Origin of the sequence: Streptomyces sp. NPDC048523 (assembly GCF_043199815.1) — a bacterium.
In the GTDB taxonomy this organism is placed as follows: Bacteria; Actinomycetota; Actinomycetes; order Streptomycetales; family Streptomycetaceae; genus Streptomyces.
In genome coordinates this window covers 173,634-196,089 of sequence record NZ_JBICWQ010000002.1, presented here as the reverse complement: position 1 = coordinate 196,089, position 22,456 = coordinate 173,634, and the positions used below count along the sequence as shown (strand labels likewise).

General features: G+C 69.9%; 16 protein-coding genes. 10 read left to right on the top strand and 6 right to left on the bottom strand.

The annotated features are described in order from the left end of the window. Positions 1-10 precede the first annotated feature (10 nt). The gene (locus ACGFWE_RS09830; protein ID WP_057618503.1) at positions 11-301 is read left to right on the top strand and encodes a YggT family protein; all 291 of its coding nucleotides are present in this window, start codon (positions 11-13) and stop codon (positions 299-301) included. 52 nt (positions 302-353) lie between these two features. Further along, a complete protein-coding gene (locus ACGFWE_RS09825) occupies positions 354-1,583 on the top strand; it encodes a DivIVA domain-containing protein (protein WP_352382871.1) in 1,230 nt (409 codons plus the stop codon). A gap of 152 nt (positions 1,584-1,735) precedes the next feature. On the opposite strand, the gene ileS is transcribed toward ACGFWE_RS09825, so the two are convergent. After that, entirely contained in the window at positions 1,736-4,873 is a 3,138-nt protein-coding gene (gene ileS / locus ACGFWE_RS09820; RefSeq protein ID WP_393599164.1) for an isoleucine--tRNA ligase, read from the bottom strand. Between the two features lie 588 nt (positions 4,874-5,461). Between ileS and ACGFWE_RS09815 the strand changes: the two genes are divergently transcribed. From ACGFWE_RS09815 to ACGFWE_RS09790, 6 genes are all read left to right on the top strand, one after another. Then, positions 5,462-7,501: a TraR/DksA C4-type zinc finger protein gene (locus ACGFWE_RS09815; protein ID WP_393599162.1), complete on the top strand. Its 2,040-nt coding sequence runs from the start codon at positions 5,462-5,464 to the stop codon at positions 7,499-7,501. Positions 7,502-7,562: 61 nt separating this feature from the next. Further along, on the top strand, positions 7,563-8,138 hold the full coding sequence (lspA, locus tag ACGFWE_RS09810) for a signal peptidase II (protein WP_352382865.1): 576 nt from the start codon (positions 7,563-7,565) through the stop codon (positions 8,136-8,138). 43 nt (positions 8,139-8,181) lie between these two features. Continuing rightward, positions 8,182-9,126 (top strand): RluA family pseudouridine synthase, encoded by a 945-nt coding sequence (locus tag ACGFWE_RS09805; RefSeq protein ID WP_352382863.1) that lies wholly within the window; start codon positions 8,182-8,184, stop codon positions 9,124-9,126. Continuing rightward, entirely contained in the window at positions 9,123-9,593 is a 471-nt protein-coding gene (locus ACGFWE_RS09800) for a GNAT family N-acetyltransferase (RefSeq protein ID WP_352382861.1), read from the top strand. The genes ACGFWE_RS09805 and ACGFWE_RS09800 overlap by 4 nt, the downstream gene beginning before the upstream one ends. A 92-nt stretch (positions 9,594-9,685) precedes the next feature. Continuing rightward, on the top strand, positions 9,686-11,260 hold the full coding sequence (locus tag ACGFWE_RS09795) for a Na+/H+ antiporter (RefSeq protein WP_352382860.1): 1,575 nt from the start codon (positions 9,686-9,688) through the stop codon (positions 11,258-11,260). 53 nt (positions 11,261-11,313) lie between these two features. Next, a complete protein-coding gene (locus ACGFWE_RS09790; protein WP_352382858.1) occupies positions 11,314-12,054 on the top strand; it encodes an SDR family oxidoreductase in 741 nt (246 codons plus the stop codon). Positions 12,055-12,084: 30 nt separating this feature from the next. Here ACGFWE_RS09790 and ACGFWE_RS09785 read toward each other — a convergent pair whose 3' ends face one another. Further along, on the bottom strand, positions 12,085-13,206 hold the full coding sequence (locus ACGFWE_RS09785; RefSeq protein WP_352382856.1) for a mechanosensitive ion channel domain-containing protein: 1,122 nt from the start codon (positions 13,204-13,206) through the stop codon (positions 12,085-12,087). Between the two features lie 117 nt (positions 13,207-13,323). Here ACGFWE_RS09785 and ACGFWE_RS09780 point away from each other — a divergent pair, with 117 nt between their 5' ends. Then, positions 13,324-13,893, top strand: coding sequence for a dienelactone hydrolase family protein (locus ACGFWE_RS09780; RefSeq protein WP_393599158.1), 570 nt, complete (start codon positions 13,324-13,326; stop codon positions 13,891-13,893). 37 nt (positions 13,894-13,930) lie between these two features. On the opposite strand, the gene ACGFWE_RS09775 is transcribed toward ACGFWE_RS09780, so the two are convergent. From ACGFWE_RS09775 to ACGFWE_RS09760, 4 genes are all read right to left on the bottom strand, one after another. After that, positions 13,931-15,592, bottom strand: a complete 1,662-nt coding sequence (locus tag ACGFWE_RS09775; RefSeq protein ID WP_352382852.1) for an alkaline phosphatase D family protein — start codon at positions 15,590-15,592, stop codon at positions 13,931-13,933. A gap of 81 nt (positions 15,593-15,673) precedes the next feature. After that, positions 15,674-16,486 carry a thioredoxin domain-containing protein gene (locus ACGFWE_RS09770; protein ID WP_352382850.1) on the bottom strand — a complete coding sequence of 271 codons (813 nt, stop codon included), beginning with the start codon at positions 16,484-16,486 and terminating at the stop codon, positions 15,674-15,676. Positions 16,487-16,573: 87 nt separating this feature from the next. After that, on the bottom strand, positions 16,574-17,266 hold the full coding sequence (locus ACGFWE_RS09765; RefSeq protein ID WP_352382848.1) for a hypothetical protein: 693 nt from the start codon (positions 17,264-17,266) through the stop codon (positions 16,574-16,576). A gap of 90 nt (positions 17,267-17,356) precedes the next feature. Next, complete coding sequence (locus ACGFWE_RS09760; protein ID WP_352382846.1) at positions 17,357-18,682, bottom strand: DUF2252 domain-containing protein; 1,326 nt, start codon at positions 18,680-18,682, stop codon at positions 17,357-17,359. Positions 18,683-18,886: 204 nt separating this feature from the next. Between ACGFWE_RS09760 and dnaE the strand changes: the two genes are divergently transcribed. Further along, positions 18,887-22,426, top strand: coding sequence for a DNA polymerase III subunit alpha (gene dnaE / locus ACGFWE_RS09755; RefSeq protein ID WP_393599155.1), 3,540 nt, complete (start codon positions 18,887-18,889; stop codon positions 22,424-22,426). Positions 22,427-22,456: the final 30 nt, after the last annotated feature.

Sequence of the window (22,456 nt, the reverse complement as noted above, 5' to 3'; positions counted from 1 at the left end):
AAGACAGACCATGAGCGTGTTCGCGCAGGTGATCTACATCGCGCTGATGGTGTTCCTCATCGTGCTCATCTTCCGGTTGGTCATGGACTACGTCTTCCAGTTCGCCCGCTCGTGGCAACCCGGCAAGGCGATGGTGGTCGTTCTGGAGGCCACCTACACTGTCACCGATCCACCGTTGAAGCTTCTGCGGCGGTTCATCCCGCCGCTGCGTCTCGGGGGCGTGGCGCTCGACCTGTCCTTCTTCGTGCTGATGATCATCGTCTACATCCTCATCTCCATCACGGGAAACCTGGCGAGGTGACTGTGGACGATACGGTCTTGCCGACTGCCGATGACTACGTTGAGGTGAAGAGATGCCGTTGACCCCCGAGGACGTGCGGAACAAGCAGTTCACGACCGTCCGCCTCCGAGAAGGCTATGACGAGGACGAGGTCGATGCCTTCCTCGACGAGGTCGAAGCCGAACTGACCCGCCTGCTGCGCGAGAACGAGGACCTGCGCGCCAAGCTGGCCGCGGCGACGCGTGCTGCTGCCCAGAACCAGCAGAACATGCGCAAGCCCCCGGAGCAGCAGGACCAGCAGCAAGGTGGCATGCCCGGACAGGGAATGCCGCAGCAGGGTATGCGTGGGCCCGGTCCCGGCGCCCCCGTACCGGCCGGCATATCCGGTCCGCCGCAGCAGCAGATGGGCGGCCCCATGGGTGGCCCGCCCCAGCTGCCGAGCGGTGCGCCGCAGCTGCCCGCCGGCCAGGGCGGCCCGCAGGGTCAGGGCCAGATGGGCCAGGGTCCGATGGGTCAGGGCCAGATGGGCCAGGGTCCGATGGGTCAGGGCCAGATGGGCCAGGGCCAGTTGGGTCAAGGCCAGATGGGCCAGGGCCAGATGGGCCAGGGCACCATGGGCGGCCAGCCGCCCATGCAGCAGCAGATGGGTGGCCCGATGGGCGGCCCCATGGGCGGTCCGATGGGCGGCCCCGGTCAGGGCCCCGGTGGCGACAGCGCCGCCCGTGTCCTCTCGCTGGCCCAGCAGACCGCCGACCAGGCGATCGCCGAGGCGCGTTCCGAGGCCAACAAGATCGTGGGCGAGGCGCGTTCACGTGCCGAGGGTCTCGAGCGTGACGCCCGTGCCAAGGCGGACGCCCTGGAGCGGGACGCGCAGGAGAAGCACCGCGTCGCGATGGGCTCCCTGGAGTCCGCCCGCGCCACGCTGGAGCGCAAGGTCGAGGACCTGCGCGGCTTCGAGCGCGAGTACCGCACGCGTCTGAAGTCGTACCTCGAGTCGCAGCTGCGCCAGCTGGAGACCCAGGCCGACGACTCGCTGGCTCCGCCGCGTACCCCGGCCGCCGCGTCGCTGCCGCCGTCCCCGGCGCCTTCCATGGCTCCGGCCGGTGCGAGCGCGCCGTCGTACGGTGGCAACCAGGGCATGGGCGGCGGTCCTTCGCCGGCCGGCCCGTCGTACGGCGGCCAGCAGCAGATGTCGCCCGCGATGACCCAGCCGATGGCGCCCGTGCGGCCGCAGGGTCCCGGTCCGATGGGACAGGCTCCCTCGCCCATGCGTGGCTTCCTCATCGACGAGGACGACAACTGACGGCCTCTAGTACGCCTTAGGCGTCGGCAGCGTTCAGGGCGGGGCCCCGGATTTCGATCCGGGGCCCCGCCCTTTTACGCGGGTTGACCACGTTGTGTTGGCACGAAGAAGGCCCGGCCCCCTCGTGGGGGCCGGGCCTTCTTTTCTCGGTCCTACGCCTTGCGCAGGCGGAACGTCAGCGACAGGCCCTCGTCGGTGAACGGGGTGCCGTAGGTGTCGTCCGCCTCGGCCTGGGCGAAGTCCGTGGCCAGGACCTCGTCGGCGATCAGGGGCGTGTGCTCGGACAGAGCCGCGATCACGGCCGGGTCCGTGGCCGTCCAGCGCAGCGCGATGCGGTCGGCCACATCGAGGCCGCTGTTCTTGCGGGCCTCCTGGATCAGGCGGATCGCGTCACGGGCGAGGCCCGCTCGACGGAGCTCCTCCGTGATCTCCAGGTCCAGGGCCACCGTCGCCCCGGAGTCGGACGCCACCGACCAGCCCTCGCGCGGGGTCTCCGTGATGATCACCTCGTCGGGGGCGAGCGTGATCGTCTCACCGTCGACCTCCACCGAGGCCGTGCCCTCGCGCAGGGCCAGGGAGAGCGCGGCCGCGTCGGCGTTCGCGACGGCCTTGGCCACGTCCTGGACGCGCTTGCCGAAACGCTTGCCCAGAGCGCGGAAGTTGGCCTTCGCCGTGGTGTCGACCAGGCTGCCGCCGACGTCGCTGAGGGAGGCCAGCGCGCTCACGTTCAGCTCGTCGGTGATCTGCGCGTGCAGTTCGCGGTCGAGGGAGTCGAAGCCGGTCGCGGCGATGAGCGCCCGGGACAGCGGCTGACGGGTCTTCACGCCCGACTCCGCGCGCGTGGCACGGCCCAGCTCGACGAGCCGGCGCACCAGGACCATCTGCTTCGACAGCTCCGGGTCGATGGCGGAGAGGTCCGCCTCCGGCCAGGAGGCCAGGTGCACCGACTCCGGGGCGCCCGGGGAGACCGGCACGACCAGGTCCTGCCAGACCCGCTCGGTGATGAACGGGGTCAGCGGGGCCATCAGCTGGGTGACCGTCTCGACGACCTCGTGCAGCGTGCGCAGCGCGGCCTTGTCGCCCTGCCAGAAGCGGCGCCGGGACCGGCGTACGTACCAGTTGGACAGGTCGTCGACGAACGCCGACAGGAGCTTGCCGGCGCGCTGGGTGTCGTACGACTCCAGGGACTGGGTCACCTGGTCGGTCAGCGCGTGCAGTTCGGACAGCAGCCAGCGGTCCAGGACGGGGCGGTCGGCCGGGGCCGGGTCCGCCTCGCTGGGCGCCCAGCCGGACGTGCGGGCGTACAGGGCCTGGAAGGCGACCGTGTTCCAGTAGGTGAGGAGGGTCTTCCTCACCACCTCCTGGATCGTGCCGTGGCCGACACGGCGGGCCGCCCACGGGGAGCCGCCGGCCGCCATGAACCAGCGCACCGCGTCCGCGCCGTGCCGGTCCATCAGCGGGATCGGCTCCAGGGTGTTGCCCAGGTGCTTGGACATCTTGCGGCCGTCCTCGGCGAGGATGTGACCGAGGCAGACGACGTTCTCGTACGACGACTTGTCGAAGACCAGGGTGCCGACGGCCATCAGCGTGTAGAACCAGCCGCGCGTCTGGTCGATGGCCTCGGAGATGAACTGCGCCGGGTAGCGGGACTCGAACAGTTCCTTGTTCTTGTACGGGTAGCCCCACTGCGCGAACGGCATCGAACCCGAGTCGTACCAGGCGTCGATGACCTCCGGCACGCGCGTGGCCGTCTTCTGGCAGCCGTCGTGGCGGCAGGCGAAGGTGACCTCGTCGATGTACGGGCGGTGCGGGTCCAGGCCCGACTGGTCCGTGCCGGTCAGCTCGGTGAGCTCCGCGCGGGAGCCCACGACGGTGAGGTGGTCGTCCTCGCAGCGCCAGATCGGCAGCGGAGTGCCCCAGTAACGGTTGCGGGACAGCGCCCAGTCGATGTTGTTCTGGAGCCAGTCGCCGAAGCGGCCGTGCTTCACCGTCTCCGGGAACCAGTTGGTGTTCTCGTTCTCCTGGAGGAGGCGGTCCTTGACGGCGGTGGTGCGGATGTACCAGGACGGCTGCGCGTAGTAGAGGAGCGCGGTGTGGCAGCGCCAGCAGTGCGGGTAGCTGTGCTCGTACGGGATGTGCTTGAAGAGGAGGCCGCGCTGCTGGAGGTCCTCGGTGAGCTTCTCGTCCGCCTTCTTGAAGAAGACGCCGCCGACCAGGGGGACGTCCTCCTCGAACGTGCCGTCCCGGCGGATCGGGTTCACGACGGGCAGGCCGTAGGCGCGGCAGACCTTGAGGTCGTCCTCACCGAAGGCGGGGGACTGGTGGACCAGGCCCGTACCGTCCTCGGTTGTGACGTACTCGGCGTTGACCACGTAGTGGGCCGGCTCCGGGAACTCCACGAGCTCGAACGGTCGTTGATAGGTCCAGCGCTCCATCTCGGCGCCGGTGAAGGACTGGCCGGTGGTCTCCCAGCCCTCGCCGAGCGCCTTGGCGAGCAGCGGCTCGGCGACGACGAGCTGCTCCTCGCCGTCGGTCGCGACGACGTAGGTGACCTCCGGGTGCGCGGCGACCGCCGTGTTGGAGACCAGCGTCCAGGGAGTCGTCGTCCAGACCAGGAGCGCGGCCCGGCCGGCGAGCGGACCGGAGGCGAGCGGGAAACGGACGTACACGGAAGGGTCGACGATCGTCTCGTAGCCCTGTGCCAGCTCGTGGTCCGACAGGCCGGTCTCGTCGCGGGGGCACCAGGGGGCCACGCGGTAGTCCTGGACCAGCAGGCCCTTGTTGAAGATCTCCTTCAGCGACCACCAGACGGACTCGATGTACTCCGGGTCCATCGTGCGGTAGGGGTCCTGGAGGTCGGTCCAGTAGCCCATGCGGGTCGTGAGCGCCTCGAAGGCGTCGGTGTGGCGGGTCACGGACTCGCGGCACTTGGCGTTGAACTCGGCGATGCCGTACGCCTCGATGTCCTTCTTGCCGGTGAAGCCGAGCTCCTTCTCGACCGCCAGCTCCACCGGGAGGCCGTGACAGTCCCAGCCGGCCTTGCGGGCCACGTGGTAGCCGCGCATGGTGCGGAAGCGGGGGAAGACGTCCTTGAAGACGCGCGCCTCGATGTGGTGGGCGCCCGGCATGCCGTTGGCGGTGGGCGGGCCCTCGTAGAACACCCACTCGGGGCGGCCCTCGGACTGCTCCAGGGTCTTGGCGAAGATCTTCTGCTCGCGCCAGAAGTCGAGCACAGCGTGCTCGAGCGCGGGCAGGTCGACCTGGGCGGGCACCTGGCGGTACTGCGTCATCAGTCTTCCTCCGGCGGATGTGCTGCCTTCCGTCCGGAGGGACGAGAGTCCGTGCGCCGGTTTCGACGCGCTCCCGCGGTACCACCCTCCTTGGCCCGCCGACACGTGTGCGTCGGTGAGCCCCCTCATTGGGGTCGCGATGCCGGGTCTACTGGCCCTGGCAGGAACTGCTGGGCTTTCTTCCGGCGGCTCCGGGGTGATCTTCGCGTCGCGCTCGCCCCCGGGCTTCCACCGTCCCCGGGTCGCTCTGGGCTGCGTACGCCGCTACTCGTCCCCATCCACGCTTTTCGCTGCGCCCAGTGTACGGCGCCCCGGGGACAGCGGCCGACCGCTTTTCCCGGGCCGGGCGCGGGGGTCGCCGCAGGGCGTGGGGTGACCCGAATGGAGCGGCACGACTGTTCGGAATCCGGGACGGACGGTCCGGCGGATTACCCGGCGGGGAGCTGGGCACAACGCATGCATGCTTCCCGCCCCGCGCCCGTGGGGCGGGCGAATCGGGCGGCGTGCCCCGTTGCCGCGGGACTCGAGTCGATTTATCGTCCCAGCACGATTCGCGAGCAAGATCACAATATGTGAAGGGGCCGCGGCATGGTGGCGAAAAAGACCGCCGTACAGCAGTCGGCGTCGGGCCGGTCCACCCATGCGCGTGCCTCCGGCGGCGAGGCCAAGGACGCGGGCGGGAAGAAGAGTGCGCGCGGAGTGCCGTCCGGCAGGGGAGCGGCGGCGAAGGCCGTGAAGGCGGTCGGAGCGGCGGCGAAGAAAGTCGCTGAGAACGCCGCCGTCAAGAGCACGCGCGCGGGTGCGGAGAAGGCCGTGGCTGTGGCGAAGAAGACGCCGCCCCGGAAGGCGAGCGGCGCCAGGAAGGCCACGGCTGCCGCCGGCGGGCGGGGGGACGCGCAGGAGGAGGCGTCGGCCGGGAGACCGGCGACCGAGCCGCCCGTCGGCGGGACGACGGAGACCACCAGGGGCGTCGGCAAGGCTTCGGTCACGAAGAAGGCTGCGGTCAGGAAGAAGACCGGGGTGACGAAGAAGGCTGCGGCTACGAAGAGGGCTGCGGCTACGAAAAAGCCTGCGGCCTCGAAGAAGGCGGTCGGCGAGAAGGCTGGGGTCGCGGAGAAGGCGGTTGGTCGAAAGGCTGCGGTCACCGGAAAGGGGGTCGGCAAGAAGGCGGTCGGTCGCACGGCTGCGGTCGCGGAGAAGGCGGTCGACGAGGAAGCTGTCGACAAGGACGCCGCGGTTGCCGAAGGGGCGGTCGCGGAGAAGTCCGCGGTCGCCAAGAAGGCCTCGGCCACGAAGAAGAAGGCGGTCGCGAAGAAGAGCGCGGTCAAGAGCACGGCCGCGACGAAGGGCGCGGTCAAAGGCATGGGCGTGGCGAAGGCCGCCGCCGAGAACAGGGCCGCGGCCAAGAGCGCGGGTGTCACGAAGGGCACGGCTGTGACCAAGGCCGGTTCCGAGCGCTCGGCCGCGACGAAGGGCAGGGTCAAGAGCACGGCCGCGGCCAAGAACACGGCTGTGACGAAGGGCGCGGTCAAGGGCACGGGAGCGGCGAAGACCGCCGCTGAGAACAGGGCCGCGGCCAAGAGCGCGGGTGCCAAGAAGAGCGCGGCTGCGACCGCCTCCGAGAACACGAGCGTGACGAAGAGCGCGGCTGTGACCGAGGTCGGCTTCGAGAGCGCGGGCGGGGCGAAGGGCACGGTGAAAAGCGCGGGTGCGGCCAAGGACACGGGCGTGACGAAGAGCGGGGTCAAAAGCACGGCCGTCGGCAAGAGCGCGGGCGGGACGAAGGCTGCGGCCAAGAGCACGGCCGCGGGCAAGAGTGCGGGTGGCATGGAAGGCGCGGCTGTGACCGAGGTCGGCTCCGAGAGCGCGGGCGGGGCGAAGGGCACGGTGAAAAGCGCGGGTGCGGCCAAGAGCGCGGGCGTGACGAAGAGCGCGTCCGAGGACACGGCTGTGGGCGAGGCCGTGGGGAAGAAGACCGTCGGGAAGGACGCCGCGGTCGAGGAGGGGGTCGCTACGGAGGCCGGTGTCCCGCAGGGGGACGCCGGGCAGGGCACCTCCGGGAAGAAGACCCCCACGAAGAGGGCGGCCGGGAAGAGCACGGCCCACAAGGCGGGCGCGGCGGAGGCCGCGAAGCAGACGGGAGCCACGACAGTGGTTGCGAAGAAGACCCCTGGCACGGCCACAGCGGCGAAGACAGCCCTACCCAACGCGCGTGTCGCCGCGGTGGAGCCCGGCGAACTGGCGGTGCGCCCCGGTGAGGATCCGTGGACGCCCCAAGAGGTCGAGGAGGCCCGCGCGGAGCTGACGGCCGAGGCTCACCGGCTGCGCACCGAGATCTCCGCGTCCGAGGAGTCCCTGGTGGGGCTCATGCGGGACTCCGGGGACGGCGCCGGCGACGACCAGGCCGACACCGGGACGAAGAACATCACGCGCGAGAGCGAGATGGCCCTCGCGGCCAACGCGCGCGAGATGCTCCTCCAGACCGAGCGCGCCCTGGGACGCCTCGACGCCGGCACCTACGGCCTGTGCGAGAACTGCGGCAATCCCATCGGCAAGGCACGCATGCAGGCCTTCCCACGGGCAACCCTGTGCGTGGAGTGCAAGCAGAAGCAGGAACGCCGGTACTGAGGGTCCTTGGAGGCGTGTCGTACCCTCGTCCTCAGTCAGGTATCTAGGTCGAGGGACTCACGTGGCAGAGGCGGAGCGCATCATCGGTACGCCGGACACCCCGGAGGCGGCGGGGGCCGAGCCGGAGCAGCACCAGACGGCGCGGCCCGGGGGCAGGCGCCGTATCGCCGTGCTGTTCACGGTGGCCGCCTTCGCGTACGCCCTCGACCTGGTCAGCAAGATGCTCGTGGTCGCCAGGCTGGAGCACCACGAGCCGGTCGAGATCATCGGTGACTGGCTGAAGTTCGAGGCGATCCGCAACGCGGGCGCGGCCTTCGGCTTCGGCGAGGCGTTCACCGTGATCTTCACGGTGATCGCGGCGGCCGTGATCGTGGTCATCGCCCGGCTCGCCCGCAAGCTCTACAGCCTGCCCTGGGCGATCGCGCTCGGGCTGCTGCTCGGCGGCGCGCTCGGCAACCTCACCGACCGCCTCTTCCGCTCGCCCGGCGTCTTCGAGGGCGCGGTCGTCGACTTCATCGCGCCCAAGCACTTCGCGGTCTTCAACCTCGCCGACTCGGCGATCGTGTGCGGCGGCATCCTGATCGTGCTGCTGTCCTTCAAGGGCCTCGACCCGGACGGGACCGTCCACAAGGACTGAGCGCGCGGTCGGGGCTGTCTCACCCGTCCGGCATACTCGACGGGTGAGCACCATTCCCGAGATCCGCACCCTGCCCGTGCCCGACGGCCTGGAGGGCGAGCGCGTCGACGCCGCCATCTCCCGCATGTTCGGCTTCTCCCGTACCAAGGCGGCCGAGCTCGCCGCCTCGGGGAAGGTCACGGTCGACGGGTCGGTGGTCGGGAAGTCCGAGCGGGTGCACGGCGGGGCCTGGATGGAGGTCGAGATGCCGCAGGCGCCCGCGCCGGTGCAGCTCGTCGCCGAACCGGTCGAGGGCATGGAGATCGTCCATGACGACGACGACATCGTCGTGATCGTCAAGCCGGTCGGAGTGGCCGCCCACCCGTCGCCGGGCTGGACCGGGACGACCGTGATCGGTGGGCTCGCCGCCGCCGGATACCGCATCTCGACCTCCGGTGCCGCCGAGCGCCAGGGCATCGTGCACCGGCTCGACGTGGGCACCTCGGGGCTGATGGTCGTGGCCAAGTCGGAGCGGGCCTACACCTCCCTCAAGCGGCAGTTCAAGGAGCGCACGGTCGACAAGCGGTACCACACGCTCGTCCAGGGCCACCCGGACCCGACCAGCGGCACCATCGACGCGCCCATCGGCCGCCACCCCCAGCACGACTACAAGTGGGCCGTCACCGCCGAGGGCAAGCCGTCCGTCACGCACTACGACCTCATCGAGGCGTTCCGCGCGGCCTCCCTGCTGGATGTGAAGCTGGAGACCGGGCGCACCCACCAGATCCGCGTCCACATGGCGGCCCACCGCCACCCCTGCGTCGGCGACCTGACGTACGGCGCCGACCCGACGCTCGCCAAGCGGCTGCGGCTGACCCGGCAGTGGCTGCACGCGGTGCGGCTCGGCTTCGAGCACCCCGGGGACGGCGAGTGGGTGGAGTTCGCCAGCGAGTATCCGGAGGACCTCCAGCAGGCCCTGGACCTGGTGCGCGAGGAGACCTACGGGTGAGCACGCACGCGTACGCGGTGCGGGTCGCCGAGGACCCCGCGGACCGGGAGGCCTGCTTCGCGGTGCGCAAGGAGGTCTTCGTCGGCGAGCAGGGCGTGCCCGAGGACATCGAGTACGACGCCTACGACGCCGTAGCGGTGCACGTGCTGGCCGTGCGCGAGGACGGTGTGCCGCTCGGGACCGGGCGGCTGCTGTTCGGCGAGGCGGCGGCCGGGAAGACCGGCGGTGACGCGTCGGTGGGGTCGCTGGGGCGACTCGCCGTGACCCGGGAGGCGCGCGGGCTCGGGGTGGGGGCCGCGCTCGTACGGGCCGTCGAGGAGGCGGCACGTGCGCGTGGGCTGGCGGCCGTGGACCTGCATGCCCAGACGCATGCGCTGGGGTTCTACGAGCGGCTCGGGTACGTGGCGTACGGGCCGGAGTTCCCGGACGCGGGGATACCGCACCGGGCCATGCGGCGCGTTCTCTGACGCTCGGCGGGAGCGGCGGTCGGGAGGGTTCGGGCGTTTTGCGGGCAGACTGAAGTGAACGTTGGTTCGTCGATCTGCCCGGAGCTCTGACCGTGGATCAGTTGGCCCTGTTGTTCGTGTTGTTGCTGGGGGCTCTGATCAGTGTCCCGGTGGGGGACCGGTTCGGGTTGCCGGCGCCGGTGCTGATGACCCTGCTCGGCATAGTGCTCGCGGTGCTGGACTTCGTACCGAATGTCGAGATCCCGCCCGAGCTGATCCTGCCCATCCTGTTGCCGCCCCTGCTCTACGCGGCGGTGCGGCGCACGTCCTGGCGCCAGTTCGCGGCCAACAAGCGGCCGATCTTCCTGCTCGCCGTCGCGCTCGTGTTCGTGACGACCCTGTGCGTCGCCGTCGTCGCCCACGCGATCGTGCCGGGGCTGCCGATCGCCGCCGCCGTCGCGCTCGGCGCGCTGGTCGCCCCGCCCGACCCGGTCGCCGCGACCGCCGTCGCGGGCCAGTTGGGTCTGCCCCGCAGGCTGGTGTCCATCCTGGAGGGCGAGGGACTCTTCAACGACGTGACCGCGATCGTGCTCTACCACGTGGCCGTCGCCGCCGCTGTGAGCGGGTCGTTCAAGGCCGGCGAGGCCGTCTTCGAGCTGGTGCTCTCCGCCGTGGTCGCCGTCGCCGTGGGGCTCGTGCTGGGCTGGGGCGCCAACAAGCTGATGGATCTGCTGGGTGACGCCACCCTCCAGATCGGGCTGACGGTGCTGGTGCCGTACGCCTCCTATGTGCTCGCCGAGGAGCTCCACGGCTCCGGTGTGCTCGCCGTGCTGACCACCGCCCTGTTCCTCGCCGAGTACGGCTCCGACGCCGACGACGTGATGACCCGGCTGGCCGGGCACACCTTCTGGGACATCGTCGACACGCTCGTCACCGGTGTGGCGTTCGGGCTGATCGGGCTCGAACTGCACAACGCGATCCGGACCGCGTCCGGGCGCTGGGGCGAGATGCTCGGCTGGGCCGCGGCGATCGTGGCCGTGGTCGTCCTCGTACGGCTGGCCTGGCTGATGCCGGCCACCTGGCTCACCAAGCGGATGCACGCGAAGCGCGACTACGACGAGGAGATCCCGACCAGTTGGCGGGAGACCGTCATCATGTGGTGGTCCGGGATGCGGGGCGTGGCGTCGGTGGCGCTGGCGCTGGCCATCCCGCTGGAGACCGACTCGGGGGCGGGCTTTCCCGACCGGGACGAGATCGTCTTCATCGCGTTCGGGGTGATCATGGCCACGCTGGTGCTCCAGGGGCTGACCCTGCCGTGGCTGGTGAAGCGGCTGGGGGTGCGGGCCGACACCGAGCGGGAGAAGGAGTTCGAGAAGGCCCTCGCCGTCCGGGCGGCCAAGGCGGCCAAGCGGCGGCTGCGGGAGATCGAGACCGTGGAGGAGCTGCCGGAGGACCTGTCCGAGCAGATGCTGCGGCGGGCGTTCGAGATCGGCGTGCGGATCCATCCCGAGATGGGGGACGAGGAGCGACGCGAGGCCCGGCGGCGGCTCAAGCGGATGCGGCGGATCCAGGGCGAGCTGCTGAGCGCGGCGCGGCACGAGGTGCTGGCGGCGCGGAGTGAACCGGGGGCCGACCCCGAGGTCGTGGACCGGGTGCTGCGGCATCTGGACGTCCGCAGTCTGCGGTGAAGTTCACGGAAACGGGGATGACCTCCCCAAGTGCGCCTTTGTAGGCTGCTGTTATGGCTCGCAACGTAGTGATCAGCGGTGGCGGTACGGGAATCGGACGCGCGGCGGCACAGGTGTTCGCCGCGGAAGGGGACCGGGTGCTGCTGCTGGGGCGGCGCGCCGAGGTGCTGGAGAAGGCCGGGGTGCCCGGGGCGCTGACGTATGCCGCCGATCTCGGTGACGTCGACCAGGTGCGCGGGGTCGTCGCTTTCGTGGAGCGTGAACTGGGGACCGTGGACGTGCTGATCCACAGCGCCGGGGGCACCGGGCAGCTCGAACCGCCCGCCGCCGGCGCCGATCGGCTCGACGCCGTCGCGCACGACTGGACCGTGAACTTCCGGCTCAACCTGCTGACCGCCGCGCTCCTCACCGAGGGCCTGAAGGACCGGCTCGCCTCACCGGGCGGGCGAGTACTGTTCGTCAGCTCCATCGCCGCCTACCGGGGGTCCGGCAGCGGGGCGTACGGGGCGGCGAAGGCGGGGCTGCATCCCTACGCCCATGATCTGGCGCGGGAGTTGGGACCGCGCGGGATCACCGCGAACGTGGTCGCGCCGGGGTATGTCGAGGACACGGAGTTCTTCGGCGCCGCGATGGACGCCGCGCGGCGGGAGCGGCTCATCAATGACACGTCGACGGGGCGGGCGGGGACGCCCGGGGACGTCGCGGCCACCTTGCACTGGCTGGCCTCCCCGGGCGCCGGACACGTGACGTCGCAGATCGTGCAGGTCAACGGTGGGGCCGAGCGCGGCAGGTGACGGGAAGCCCTGGTGGCGGCCGCGACGGACCTACCCTCGGCCGGTGCCGATGCGCGGGGCTTCCGCGCCGTCGGAGTTGCTGCTCTCGGGCCGGTGGCCGTTCCTCGACCGGAATCCCGGGGCCAGTGTCGCGTCCGCCGTGTTGACCCGGGGCAGGGCGTACGGGTGGTTGTCGGTGAGCCAGCGGAGCATCTGTTCGCGGACCGTGACCCGTACTGTCCAGATGTCGTCGGCGTCCTTGGCGGTCACCAGGGCACGCACCTGCATGGTGTTCGGGGTGGTGTCGGTGACGGCGAGGCCGTAGTCGCGGCCGTCCCAGGCGGGGCACTCGCGCAGGATGTCCCGCAGCCGCTCGCGCATCAGGTCCACCGGGGCCGTGTGATCGACGTGCCAGTAGACGATGCCGGTCATCTGCGGGGTGCCGCGCGACCAGTTCTCGAACGGCTTCGAGGTGAAGTACGACACCGGCATGGTGATCCGGCGTTCGTCCCAGGTCCGTACCGTCAGGAAGGTCAGGGTGATCTCCTCGATGGTGCCCCACTCGCCGTCCACCACCACGGTGTCGCCTATGCGCACCATGTCGCCGAAGGCGATCTGCAGCCCGGCGAACATGTTGCTGAGCGTCGACTGGGCGGCCACACCGGCGACGATGCCGAGGATTCCGGCCGAGGCCAGCAGCGAGGCACCGGCCGCGCGCATCGCCGGGAACGTCAGCAGCATCGCGGCCACCGCCATCACGCCGACAACCGCGGCGACCACCCGTGTGATCAGCGTCACCTGGGTGCGCACTCGGCGGACCCGGGCGGCGTCGTGGTGGGCGCGCGCATAGCGGGTGTACGTCGTCTCCACGATGGCGGCGGCGATCCGGATCACCAGCCAGGCGGTCGCCCCGATGAGGATCAGCGTCAGCATCTGCCCGATGGAGGCGCTGTGCCGCTGCGCCAGCCGCGCCTCGTCGTAGGCCCCTCTCAGCATGGCCGCGCACAGCACGAGCATGTAGGGGATGCGGCCACGGCGCAGCAGACCCCACAGCGGGGTCTCGCTGTGGCGGTCGTCGGCCTTGCGCAGCAGACGGTCGGTGGCCCACCCGATGAGCAGGGTGAGCAGCACCGAGCCGCCGACCACGATCAGTGGGCGGAGTACGTCTTCCATGACCCCGAACCTAACCGGCCCGGGTGGGGCATGAACATGTGACTTCTGCCGCGAACTGGGTACGGCCGCCGCCATGTGTGGAACGGCACTGTCGGAGCGGGCTGGCACCATGGCCTCATGAACATCATGCTCTTTCACTCGACCTACGGCCTGAGGCCCGCAGTCCGTCAGGCCGCCGACCGGCTGCGGGGGGCCGGGCACGAGGTGTGGACGCCGGACCTCTTCGAGGGGCGCACGTTCGAGACGGTCGAGGAGGGCATGGCCTTCAACGAGGAGATCGGCAAGGACGAGTTGCTCAAGCGGGCCGTCCTGGCCGCCGCCCCCTACTCCGAGCGCGGCCTCGTCTACGCCGGCTTCTCGCTGGGCGCCTCGGTCGCGCAGACCCTCGCCCTCGGCGACGAGAAGGCCCGCGGACTGCTGCTCCTGCACGGCACGTCGGACATCGCGCCGAACGTCGCCGCGGACGAACTGCCGGTCCAGCTGCACGTGGCCGAGCCCGACCCCTTCGAGACCGACGACTGGCTGAGCGCCTGGTATCTCCAGATGGGCCGCACCGGCGCCGACGTCGAGATCTACCGGTACGCCGGGGCCGGTCACCTCTACACCGACCCCGGCCTGCCGGACCACGACGAGGAGGCCGCCGAGGCCACCTGGCGGGTGGCCCTCGGCTTCCTCGACAGCCTCTAGAACGACAGCCTCTAGAACGGCAGCCTCCAGAGCGGCTCTATACCGGCGTGTACGTCCGCTCGACCTTCTGCGTGCCGGTCCGCGTGCGGTACGAACGCGCCCACTTGGAGGTCGCGTTCTGCTTCGTCTTGTCGGACAGCACGTAGTAGTCCATCTGCGCCCGGTCGGCGGTGATGTCCAGGACGCCGTAGCCGTGGCGGTCGGTGTCGACCCAGTGGACGTGCCGGTTGGCGACCTGGATGACCGGTGCCGCGAGCGCGGTGACCGTGCCTTCGGGGACCTTCAGGAGGTCGTCGAGGTTGTCGGAGGTCACCGAGGTGACGACGAACTCCGTGGCGGCGGAGGCCGACAGCGGGTAGGTACCGGCGTCCACCGGCACGTCGTTGGCCCACGCCATGTGGATGTCGCCGGTCAGGAAGACGGTGTTGCGGATCGCGTTCGCGCGCAGGTGGGCGAGGAGTTCGCGGCGGTCGTCCGTGTAGCCGTCCCACTGGTCGGGGTTGAGGGCGAGGCCCTCCTTCGGCAGGCCCAGCAGCTCCGCGAGCGGCCTCAGCAGGTCGGCGGAGAGCGAGCCGATCGCGAACGGCGAGATCATCACGGAGTTGCCGACCAGCCGCCAGGTCGTGTCGGAGGACTTCAGCCCCGCCTTGAGCCAGTCCAGCTGGGCGCGGCCGGTGATCGTGCGGTCCGGGTCGTCGACCGAGCCGTTGCCCACGGCGACCTGCTGCGAGCGGAAGGACCGCAGGTCGAGCAGCGAGAGGTCGGCGAGCTTGCCGAAGCGCAGTCGGCGGTAGGTGGTGCCCGCGATCGCCGGGCGGACCGGCATCCACTCGAAGTAGGCCCGCTTGGCGGCGGACTGACGGGCCGACCAGGCGCCCTCCGCGCCCTCGGTGTGGTTCTCGGCACCGCCCGACCAGGCGTCGTTGGCGAACTCGTGGTCGTCCCAGATCGCGACGACCGGGGCGACCGCGTGCAGGGCCTGGAGGTCCGGGTCCGTCTTGTACTTGCCGTGCCGGATCCGGTAGTCGGCGAGGGTGACTATCTCGTGGGTCGGCGCGTGCTGCCGTACGACGGTGTCGCGCGTGCCGTAGTCGCCGGTGCCGTACTCGTAGATGTAGTCGCCCAGGTGCAGCCAGGCGTCCAGGTCGCCGCGCGCCGCGAGGTGGCGGTACGACGAGAAGTAGCCGGCCTCCCAGTTGGCGCAGGAGACCACGCCGAAGCGGAGGTTGGTGACGGCCGCGTCCGCCGCCGGCGCGGTGCGGGTGCGCGCCGCCGGGGAGTCGGTGCCGCCGGCCGAGAAGCGGAACCAGTAGTCGGTCGCCGGCGCGAGACCGCGCACGTCCGCCTTGACGGTGTGGTCGGAGGCGGCGGTCGCGGTCACGGAACCCTTGGCGACGACGGTCGTGAAGGCCTTGTCGCGGGCGACGACCCAGCCGACCTCGGTGTCCGGACCGAGCCCGGAACCGGGTACGGCCTCGGCGGTCGGGGTCACCCGGGTCCACAGCAGGATGCCGTCCGGGAGCGGGTCGCCGGAGGCCACGCCGTGCAGGAACGCGGGGGTCTCGTCGGCGGCCCGCGCCGGCAGGGCGGCGGCGAGCGGTCCGGCCAGGACGGCGCCGGCCGCCGCGGCCTTGACGACCGTACGGCGGCGCGGTGACAGGGAGTTGGAGTGCTCGGATGCTCTGTATCGACTGGTCACGGCCGATCAGGTTACTGATCGGTATGAACGTGAGCGGGCGAACTCGCAAAAGTTCGCCCGCTCTTTGCCCGAAGGTCGGGATCAGCCCTTCAGGGCCGCCTCCAGCGCCGTGTTGAAGTCGGCGACCGTCATCGGCGCGCTCTTGCCGTCGGAACCCGTCAGCGTCTTGCCGTCCATCTTCAGGGTCGGGGTGCCGGTCACGCCGTCCTTGTTGAACTTGTCGGACATGTCCAGAGCCCACTTGTCGTAGGTGCCGTTCTTCACGGCGTTCTGGAAGGTCTTGTTGTCCTTCAGCTCCGGGACGGTCTGCGCGATCTTGATGAGGTAGGAGTCGTCCTTGAACTTGTCGGTGTCCTCGGCGGGGTGCCACTTCGTGGTGTACATCGCGGTCTTGTACTTCAGGAACGCCTCGGGGCTGACGTTCAGTGCCGCGCCGAGGGCGCTGAGGCCGTTCTTGGAGCCCTCGCCGCCGAGGTTGCCGTCGAGGAAGGTGGCGCCGACGTACTGGAGCTTGAACTTGCCGTCCTCGACGTCCTTGTCGACGGTCGAGCCGACGGTCTGCTCGAACTGGGCGCAGACGGGGCAGCGCGGGTCCTCGTACATGACCAGGGTCTTCTTGGCGGTGCTCTTGCCGATGACGACCGTCGTGCCGTTGGTGCCCGTGCTGTTGGCCGGCTTGACGAGCTTGTCGTTCTTGGCCTCTTCCCAGTAGCTGGGCTTGTTGCTCTGGACGACCGCGTAGCCGATGCCGCCGGCTATCGCCAGGACGCCGACGACGGAGCAGGCCACGATGACCTGCCGCTTGACCTTGTCACGCTTGGCCTGGCGCTCGCGCTCCTGCCGCAGCCGCTCACGGGCGGCGTTCTTCGAGGCCTGGCTGTTCCGCTTGCTCATGGTGGTGTTCTCCATCACGGGGACGCGCACACGTGGTGTGCGGGGATACGTAGGTCGGGACTGGTGGTGCTCAGGTGCTGTCCGGGCTCAGGCGACAGCGGTCGAGCACGGCGGTCCACGCCGTCCCAGGGAGTGCACGAGGATCTCGTCGAACACGGCGGCCGTACGGCGGCCGGGGCGCGCCGGAGGGGCCGGTTCCGGCGCCGACCGTACGGTCAGCGCGGCGGCCGCGACGAGCAGCGGCCGGAAGGTCGTGGCGGCCACGGCCCGCAGCAGCTGGGCAAGGGCCCGCTCGCCGCGGCGCAGCCAGGCGGCCGCGAGCAGGCCCACGCAGACATGGGCGCCCAGCAGCAGCCAGGCGGTCCGCGGGTCGGCGTGGGCGAGCAGGCCGCCGAGCCGGCCGGGGTCGGTGCCCGTCATCCGGGCCAGCGGCGAGCCGACGCTGGTGCCGTCACCGCAGAACACGTCCCAGCCGACCGAGCGCAGCGGGCCCGCCACCGGGCCGCCCGCGGCGCCGTAGCAGACGTGCTGTCCGGTGGTGAAGACGGTGTCGGCGGCGAGCTCCAGCGGGATCAGCACGGCGGCGATCCGTCCGAAGCCGCGCTCCCGGCCGGCCAGCGCGAAGGTGAGCGCGAACACGGCGACGGCGACCACCGCCACCGTGTTGAGCGGCAGGGGAGCCCGGGACAGCAGCACGTGCGACGCGGTGCTGAGCGTCACGACGAGTGCCGTGAACAGCGCCGCGCGGAGCGCTCGTAGCTGGGTCCCGGATATGTCCATAGCGTGGAGAGTGTGTCACGTGGGCCGGTAAGGGACCCCTAAAGGATTCCTGTGAGCGGCCCTATCGTTATGAGGGGTGGCAGGGGCCGGTCACAGACCCGGGATCCGGCCGTTGCGGAACAGGTCCACGAAGGTCTGGTGGTCGGCACGGGCGCGTGCGCCGTAGCTGTGCGCGAAGTCGACCAGGAGCCCCGCGAAACCGTCCTCGTCGGCCGCGATCGCCGCGTCGATGGCCCGCTCGGTGGAGAAGGGCACCAGGGACTCGCCCGAGGTGTCGTCCGCCGCCGCGTGCATGGTGGCCGTGGCCCGGCCGAGGTCGGCGACGACCCCCGCGATCTCCTCCGGGTCGTCGATGTCACCCCAGTCCAGGTCGACGGCGTACGGCGAGATCTCGGCGACCAGCTGACCCGCGCCGCCCAGCTCGGTCCAGCCCAGCCACGGGTCGGCGTGCTGCTGGAGGGCGCGTTGGGAGATGACCGTGCGGTGGCCCTCGTGCTGGAAGTAGTCGCGGATCGCCGGGTCGGTGATGTGGCGGGAGACGGCCGGGGTCTGGGCCTGCTTGATGTAGATCACGACGTCGTTCTCCAGGGCGTCGGTGTGCCCCTCGAGCAGGATGTTGTACGACGGCAGCCCGGCCGAGCCGATGCCGATGCCGCGGCGGCCGACGACGTCCTTGACGCGGTAGGAGTCCGGGCGGTCCAGGGAGGCCTCCGGGAGGGTCTCCAGATAGCCGTCGAAGGCCGCGAGCACCTTGTAGCGGGTGGCCGCGTCCAGCTCGATGGAGCCGCCGCCCGGCGCGAAGCGGCGCTCGAAGTCGCGGATCTCCGTCATCGACTCCAGGAGGCCGAAGCGGGTCAGGGAGCGGGCGTCGCGCAGCGCGTCCAGGAGGGGGCCCTGGGCGGTGTCCAGGGTGAAGGGGGGCACCTCGTCGCTCTTGGCGCCGGTGGCCAGGGCGTGGATCCGCTCCCGGTACGCGCCCGCGTAGACCTCCACCAGCTCGGTGATCTGCTCGTCGCCGAGCGCCTTGGCGTACCCGATCAGCGCGACGGAGGCGGCGAAGCGCTTGAGGTCCCAGGTGAAGGGGCCGACGTAGGCCTCGTCGAAGTCGTTGACGTTGAAGATCAGCCGGCCGTTGGCGTCCAGGTACGTGCCGAAGTTCTCCGCGTGCAGGTCGCCGTGGATCCACACGCGCGAGGTGCGCTCGTCCAGGTACGGGCCGCCCCGCTTCTCCGCGTCGAGGTCGTGGTAGAAGAGGCACGCCGTACCCCGGTAGAACGCGAACGCGGACGCCGCCATCTTCCGGAACTTCACGCGGAACGCTGCCGGATCGGCGGCCAGGAGCTCGCCGAAGGCGGTGTCGAAGACAGCGAGAATCTCCTCGCCGCGGTGCTCGTCGTTGAGCTGCGGAACCGACATCGCGGGGTGCCTCCTGGTACATCTGTACGACAGCGTTTCTGTCGTCATCTCCAACGGGCGGGCCCCGGTGAAAGTGCCCGCGGCCCTCGTTGTGAAGGTACGCGGGGCGGCCCCCTGAGTGTCAGTGCCGAGGCATAGACTTCGGCGCTGACCCCCACACCGTCCGTCCGCCTGTCGTCGAGTGTTTTCCATGGAGGCCACGCCGTGTCAAAGCCGCCGTTCACGCACCTGCACGTCCACACCCAGTACTCCCTGCTGGACGGTGCCGCGCGGCTCAAGGACATGTTCGACGCGTGCAACGAGATGGGCATGACCCATATCGCCATGTCGGACCACGGCAACCTGCACGGGGCGTACGACTTCTTCCACTCGGCGAAGAAGGCCGGGGTCACCCCGATCATCGGGATCGAGGCGTATGTCGCGCCCGAGTCCCGGCGCAACAAACGCAAGATCCAGTGGGGCCAGCCGCACCAGAAGCGGGACGACGTCTCCGGTTCGGGTGGTTACACCCACAAGACGATGTGGGCCGTGAACTCGACCGGCCTGCACAACCTCTTCCGGCTCTCCTCGGACGCCTACGCCGAGGGCTGGCTCCAGAAGTGGCCCCGGATGGACAAGGAGACGATCTCCCGGTGGTCCGAGGGGATCGTCGCCTCCACCGGCTGCCCCTCCGGTGAACTCCAGACCCGGCTGCGCCTCGGCCAGTACGACGAGGCACTGAAGGCGGCCGCCGACTACCAGGACATCTTCGGCAAGGACCGCTACTTCCTGGAGCTGATGGACCACGGCATCGAGATCGAGCACCGGGTCCGCGACGGCCTCCTGGAGATCGGCAAGAAGCTCGGCATCCCCCCGCTGGTCACCAACGACTCGCACTACACGTACGCGCACGAGGCGACCGCCCACGACGCCCTGCTGTGCATCCAGACCGGCAAGAACCTCTCCGACCCGGACCGCTTCAAGTTCGACGGCACCGGCTACTACCTGAAGTCCACGGACGAGATGTACGCCATCGACTCCTCGGACGCCTGGCAGGAAGGCTGCCGCAACACCCTCCTGGTGGCCGAACAGGTCGACACCGAGGGCATGTTCGAGGCCAAGAACCTCATGCCGAAGTTCGACATCCCCGAGGGCTACACCGAGGTCACCTGGTTCAAGGAGGAGGTCCGCCGCGGCATGGAGCGCCGCTTCCCGGGCGGCATCCCCGAGGACCGCCAGAGGCAGGCCGAGTACGAGATGGACGTCATCATCCAGATGGGGTTCCCGGGCTACTTCCTCGTGGTCGCCGACTTCATCATGTGGGCCAAGAACAACGGCATCGCGGTCGGCCCCGGCCGAGGCTCCGCGGCCGGCTCGATCGTCGCCTACGCCATGGGCATCACCGACCTCGACCCGATCCCGCACGGTCTGATCTTCGAGCGGTTCCTCAACCCCGAGCGCGTCTCCATGCCCGATGTCGACATCGACTTCGACGAGCGCAGGCGCGTCGAGGTGATCCGGTACGTGACCGAGAAGTACGGCGCCGACAAGGTCGCCATGATCGGCACGTACGGCAAGATCAAGGCGAAGAACGCCATCAAGGACTCCGCGCGCGTGCTGGGCTACCCGTACGCGATGGGCGACCGGCTCACCAAGGCGATGCCCGCCGACGTCCTCGGCAAGGGCATCGACCTCAACGGCATCACCGACCCCTCCCACCCGCGCTACAGCGAGGCCGGCGAGATCAGGTCGATGTACGAGAACGAACCGGACGTGAAGAAGGTCATCGACACCGCCAAGGGTGTCGAGGGCCTGGTCCGGCAGATGGGTGTGCACGCGGCCGGCGTGATCATGTCCAGCGAGCCCATCGTCGACCACGCCCCGATCTGGGTGCGCCACACCGACGGCGTGACCATCACCCAGTGGGACTACCCGCAGTGCGAGTCGCTCGGCCTGCTGAAGATGGACTTCCTGGGCCTGCGCAACCTCACGATCATGGACGACGCCATCAAGATGGTGAAGGCCAACAAGGGCATCGACCTGGAGATGCTCGCCCTGCCGCTGGACGACCCCAAGACCTTCGAACTGCTCTGCCGCGGTGACACCCTCGGTGTCTTCCAGTTCGACGGCGGCCCGATGCGTTCGCTGCTCCGCCAGATGCAGCCCGACAACTTCGAGGACATCTCCGCCGTCTCGGCCCTCTACCGGCCGGGCCCGATGGGCATGAACTCCCACATCAACTACGCCGAGCGCAAGAACGGCCGCCAGGAGATCACGCCGATCCACAAGGAGCTGGAGGAGCCGCTCCAGGAGGTCCTCGCGGTCACCTACGGCCTGATCGTCTACCAGGAGCAGGTGCAGAAGGCCGCCCAGATCATCGCCGGCTACTCGCTCGGTGAGGCCGACATCCTGCGCCGCGTGATGGGCAAGAAGAAGCCCGACGAACTGGCGAAGAACTTCACCATCTTCCAGGCCGGCGCCAAGAAGAACGGCTACAGCGACGAGGCGATCCAGGCCCTGTGGGACGTCCTGGTCCCCTTCGCCGGCTACGCGTTCAACAAGGCGCACTCCGCCGCCTACGGACTGGTCTCCTACTGGACCGCGTACCTCAAGGCCAACTACCCGGCCGAGTACATGGCCGCGCTGCTCACCTCGGTGAAGGACGACAAGGACAAGTCGGCGGTCTACCTCAACGAGTGCCGTCGCATGCGCATCAAGGTGCTCCCGCCGAACGTCAACGAGTCGGAGCACAACTTCGCCGCCCAGGGCGACGACGTCATCCTCTTCGGGCTCGAAGCCGTGCGCAACGTCGGTACCAACGTGGTCGAGTCGATCATCCGCAGCCGCAAGGCCAAGGGGAAGTACGCCTCCTTCCCCGACTACCTCGACAAGGTCGAGGCCGTCGCCTGCAACAAGCGCACCACGGAGTCGCTGATCAAGGCGGGCGCGTTCGACACGATGGGGCACACCCGCAAGGGCCTCACCGCGCACTTCGACACGATGATCGACAACGTGGTCGCGGTCAAGCGCAAGGAGGCCGAGGGCCAGTTCGACCTCTTCGGCGGGATGGGCGATGAGGACACCAGCGAGCCCGGCTTCGGCCTGGACGTGGAGTTCACCACCGAGGAGTGGGACAAGACCTATCTGCTCGCCCAGGAGCGGGAGATGCTCGGTCTGTACGTCTCCGACCACCCGCTCTTCGGCCTGGAGCACGTGCTGTCCGACAAGGCCGACGCTGGCATCGCCCAGCTCACCGGCGGCGAGCACTCCGACGGCGCGGTCGTGACCATCGGCGGCATCATCTCGGGCCTGCAGCGCAAGATGACCAAGCAGGGCAACGCCTGGGCGATCGCCACCGTCGAGGACCTCGCCGGTTCCATCGAGTGCATGTTCTTTCCGGCGACCTACCAGCTGGTGTCGACCCAACTCGTCGAGGACGCCGTGGTGTTCGTCAAGGGCCGCCTCGACAAGCGCGAGGACGTGCCCCGGCTGGTCGCGATGGAGCTCCAGGTCCCCGACCTGTCCAACGCGGGCACCAACGCGCCCGTGATCCTCACCATCCCGGCGCTGAAGGTCACCCCGCCGATGGTCAGCAGGCTCGGCGAGATCCTCAGTCACCACAAGGGGGAGAGCGAGGTCCGCATCAGGCTCCAGGGCCCCAGCAAGACCACCGTCCTGCGGCTGGACCGGCACCGCGTGAAGCCGGACCCGGCGCTCTTCGGGGACCTGAAGGTGCTGCTCGGACCGTCCTGCCTGGCGGGCTGACCCACCAGGGTTCTGACCATGCAGAGGGGC

Excerpts from the sequence above, each read along its gene's own strand:
- ACGFWE_RS09830 (WP_057618503.1), top strand. The coding sequence starts at position 11 with ATGAGCGTGTTCGCGCAGGTGATCTACATCGCGCTGATGGTGTTCCTC.
- ACGFWE_RS09825 (WP_352382871.1), top strand. The coding sequence starts at position 354 with ATGCCGTTGACCCCCGAGGACGTGCGGAACAAGCAGTTCACGACCGTC.
- ileS (WP_393599164.1), bottom strand. The coding sequence starts at position 4,873 with ATGACGCAGTACCGCCAGGTGCCCGCCCAGGTCGACCTGCCCGCGCTC.
- ACGFWE_RS09815 (WP_393599162.1), top strand. The coding sequence starts at position 5,462 with ATGGTGGCGAAAAAGACCGCCGTACAGCAGTCGGCGTCGGGCCGGTCC.
- ACGFWE_RS09790 (WP_352382858.1), top strand. The coding sequence starts at position 11,314 with ATGGCTCGCAACGTAGTGATCAGCGGTGGCGGTACGGGAATCGGACGC.
- ACGFWE_RS09785 (WP_352382856.1), bottom strand. The coding sequence starts at position 13,206 with ATGGAAGACGTACTCCGCCCACTGATCGTGGTCGGCGGCTCGGTGCTG.
- ACGFWE_RS09780 (WP_393599158.1), top strand. The coding sequence starts at position 13,324 with ATGAACATCATGCTCTTTCACTCGACCTACGGCCTGAGGCCCGCAGTC.
- ACGFWE_RS09770 (WP_352382850.1), bottom strand. The coding sequence starts at position 16,486 with ATGAGCAAGCGGAACAGCCAGGCCTCGAAGAACGCCGCCCGTGAGCGG.
- ACGFWE_RS09765 (WP_352382848.1), bottom strand. The coding sequence starts at position 17,266 with ATGGACATATCCGGGACCCAGCTACGAGCGCTCCGCGCGGCGCTGTTC.
- ACGFWE_RS09760 (WP_352382846.1), bottom strand. The coding sequence starts at position 18,682 with ATGTCGGTTCCGCAGCTCAACGACGAGCACCGCGGCGAGGAGATTCTC.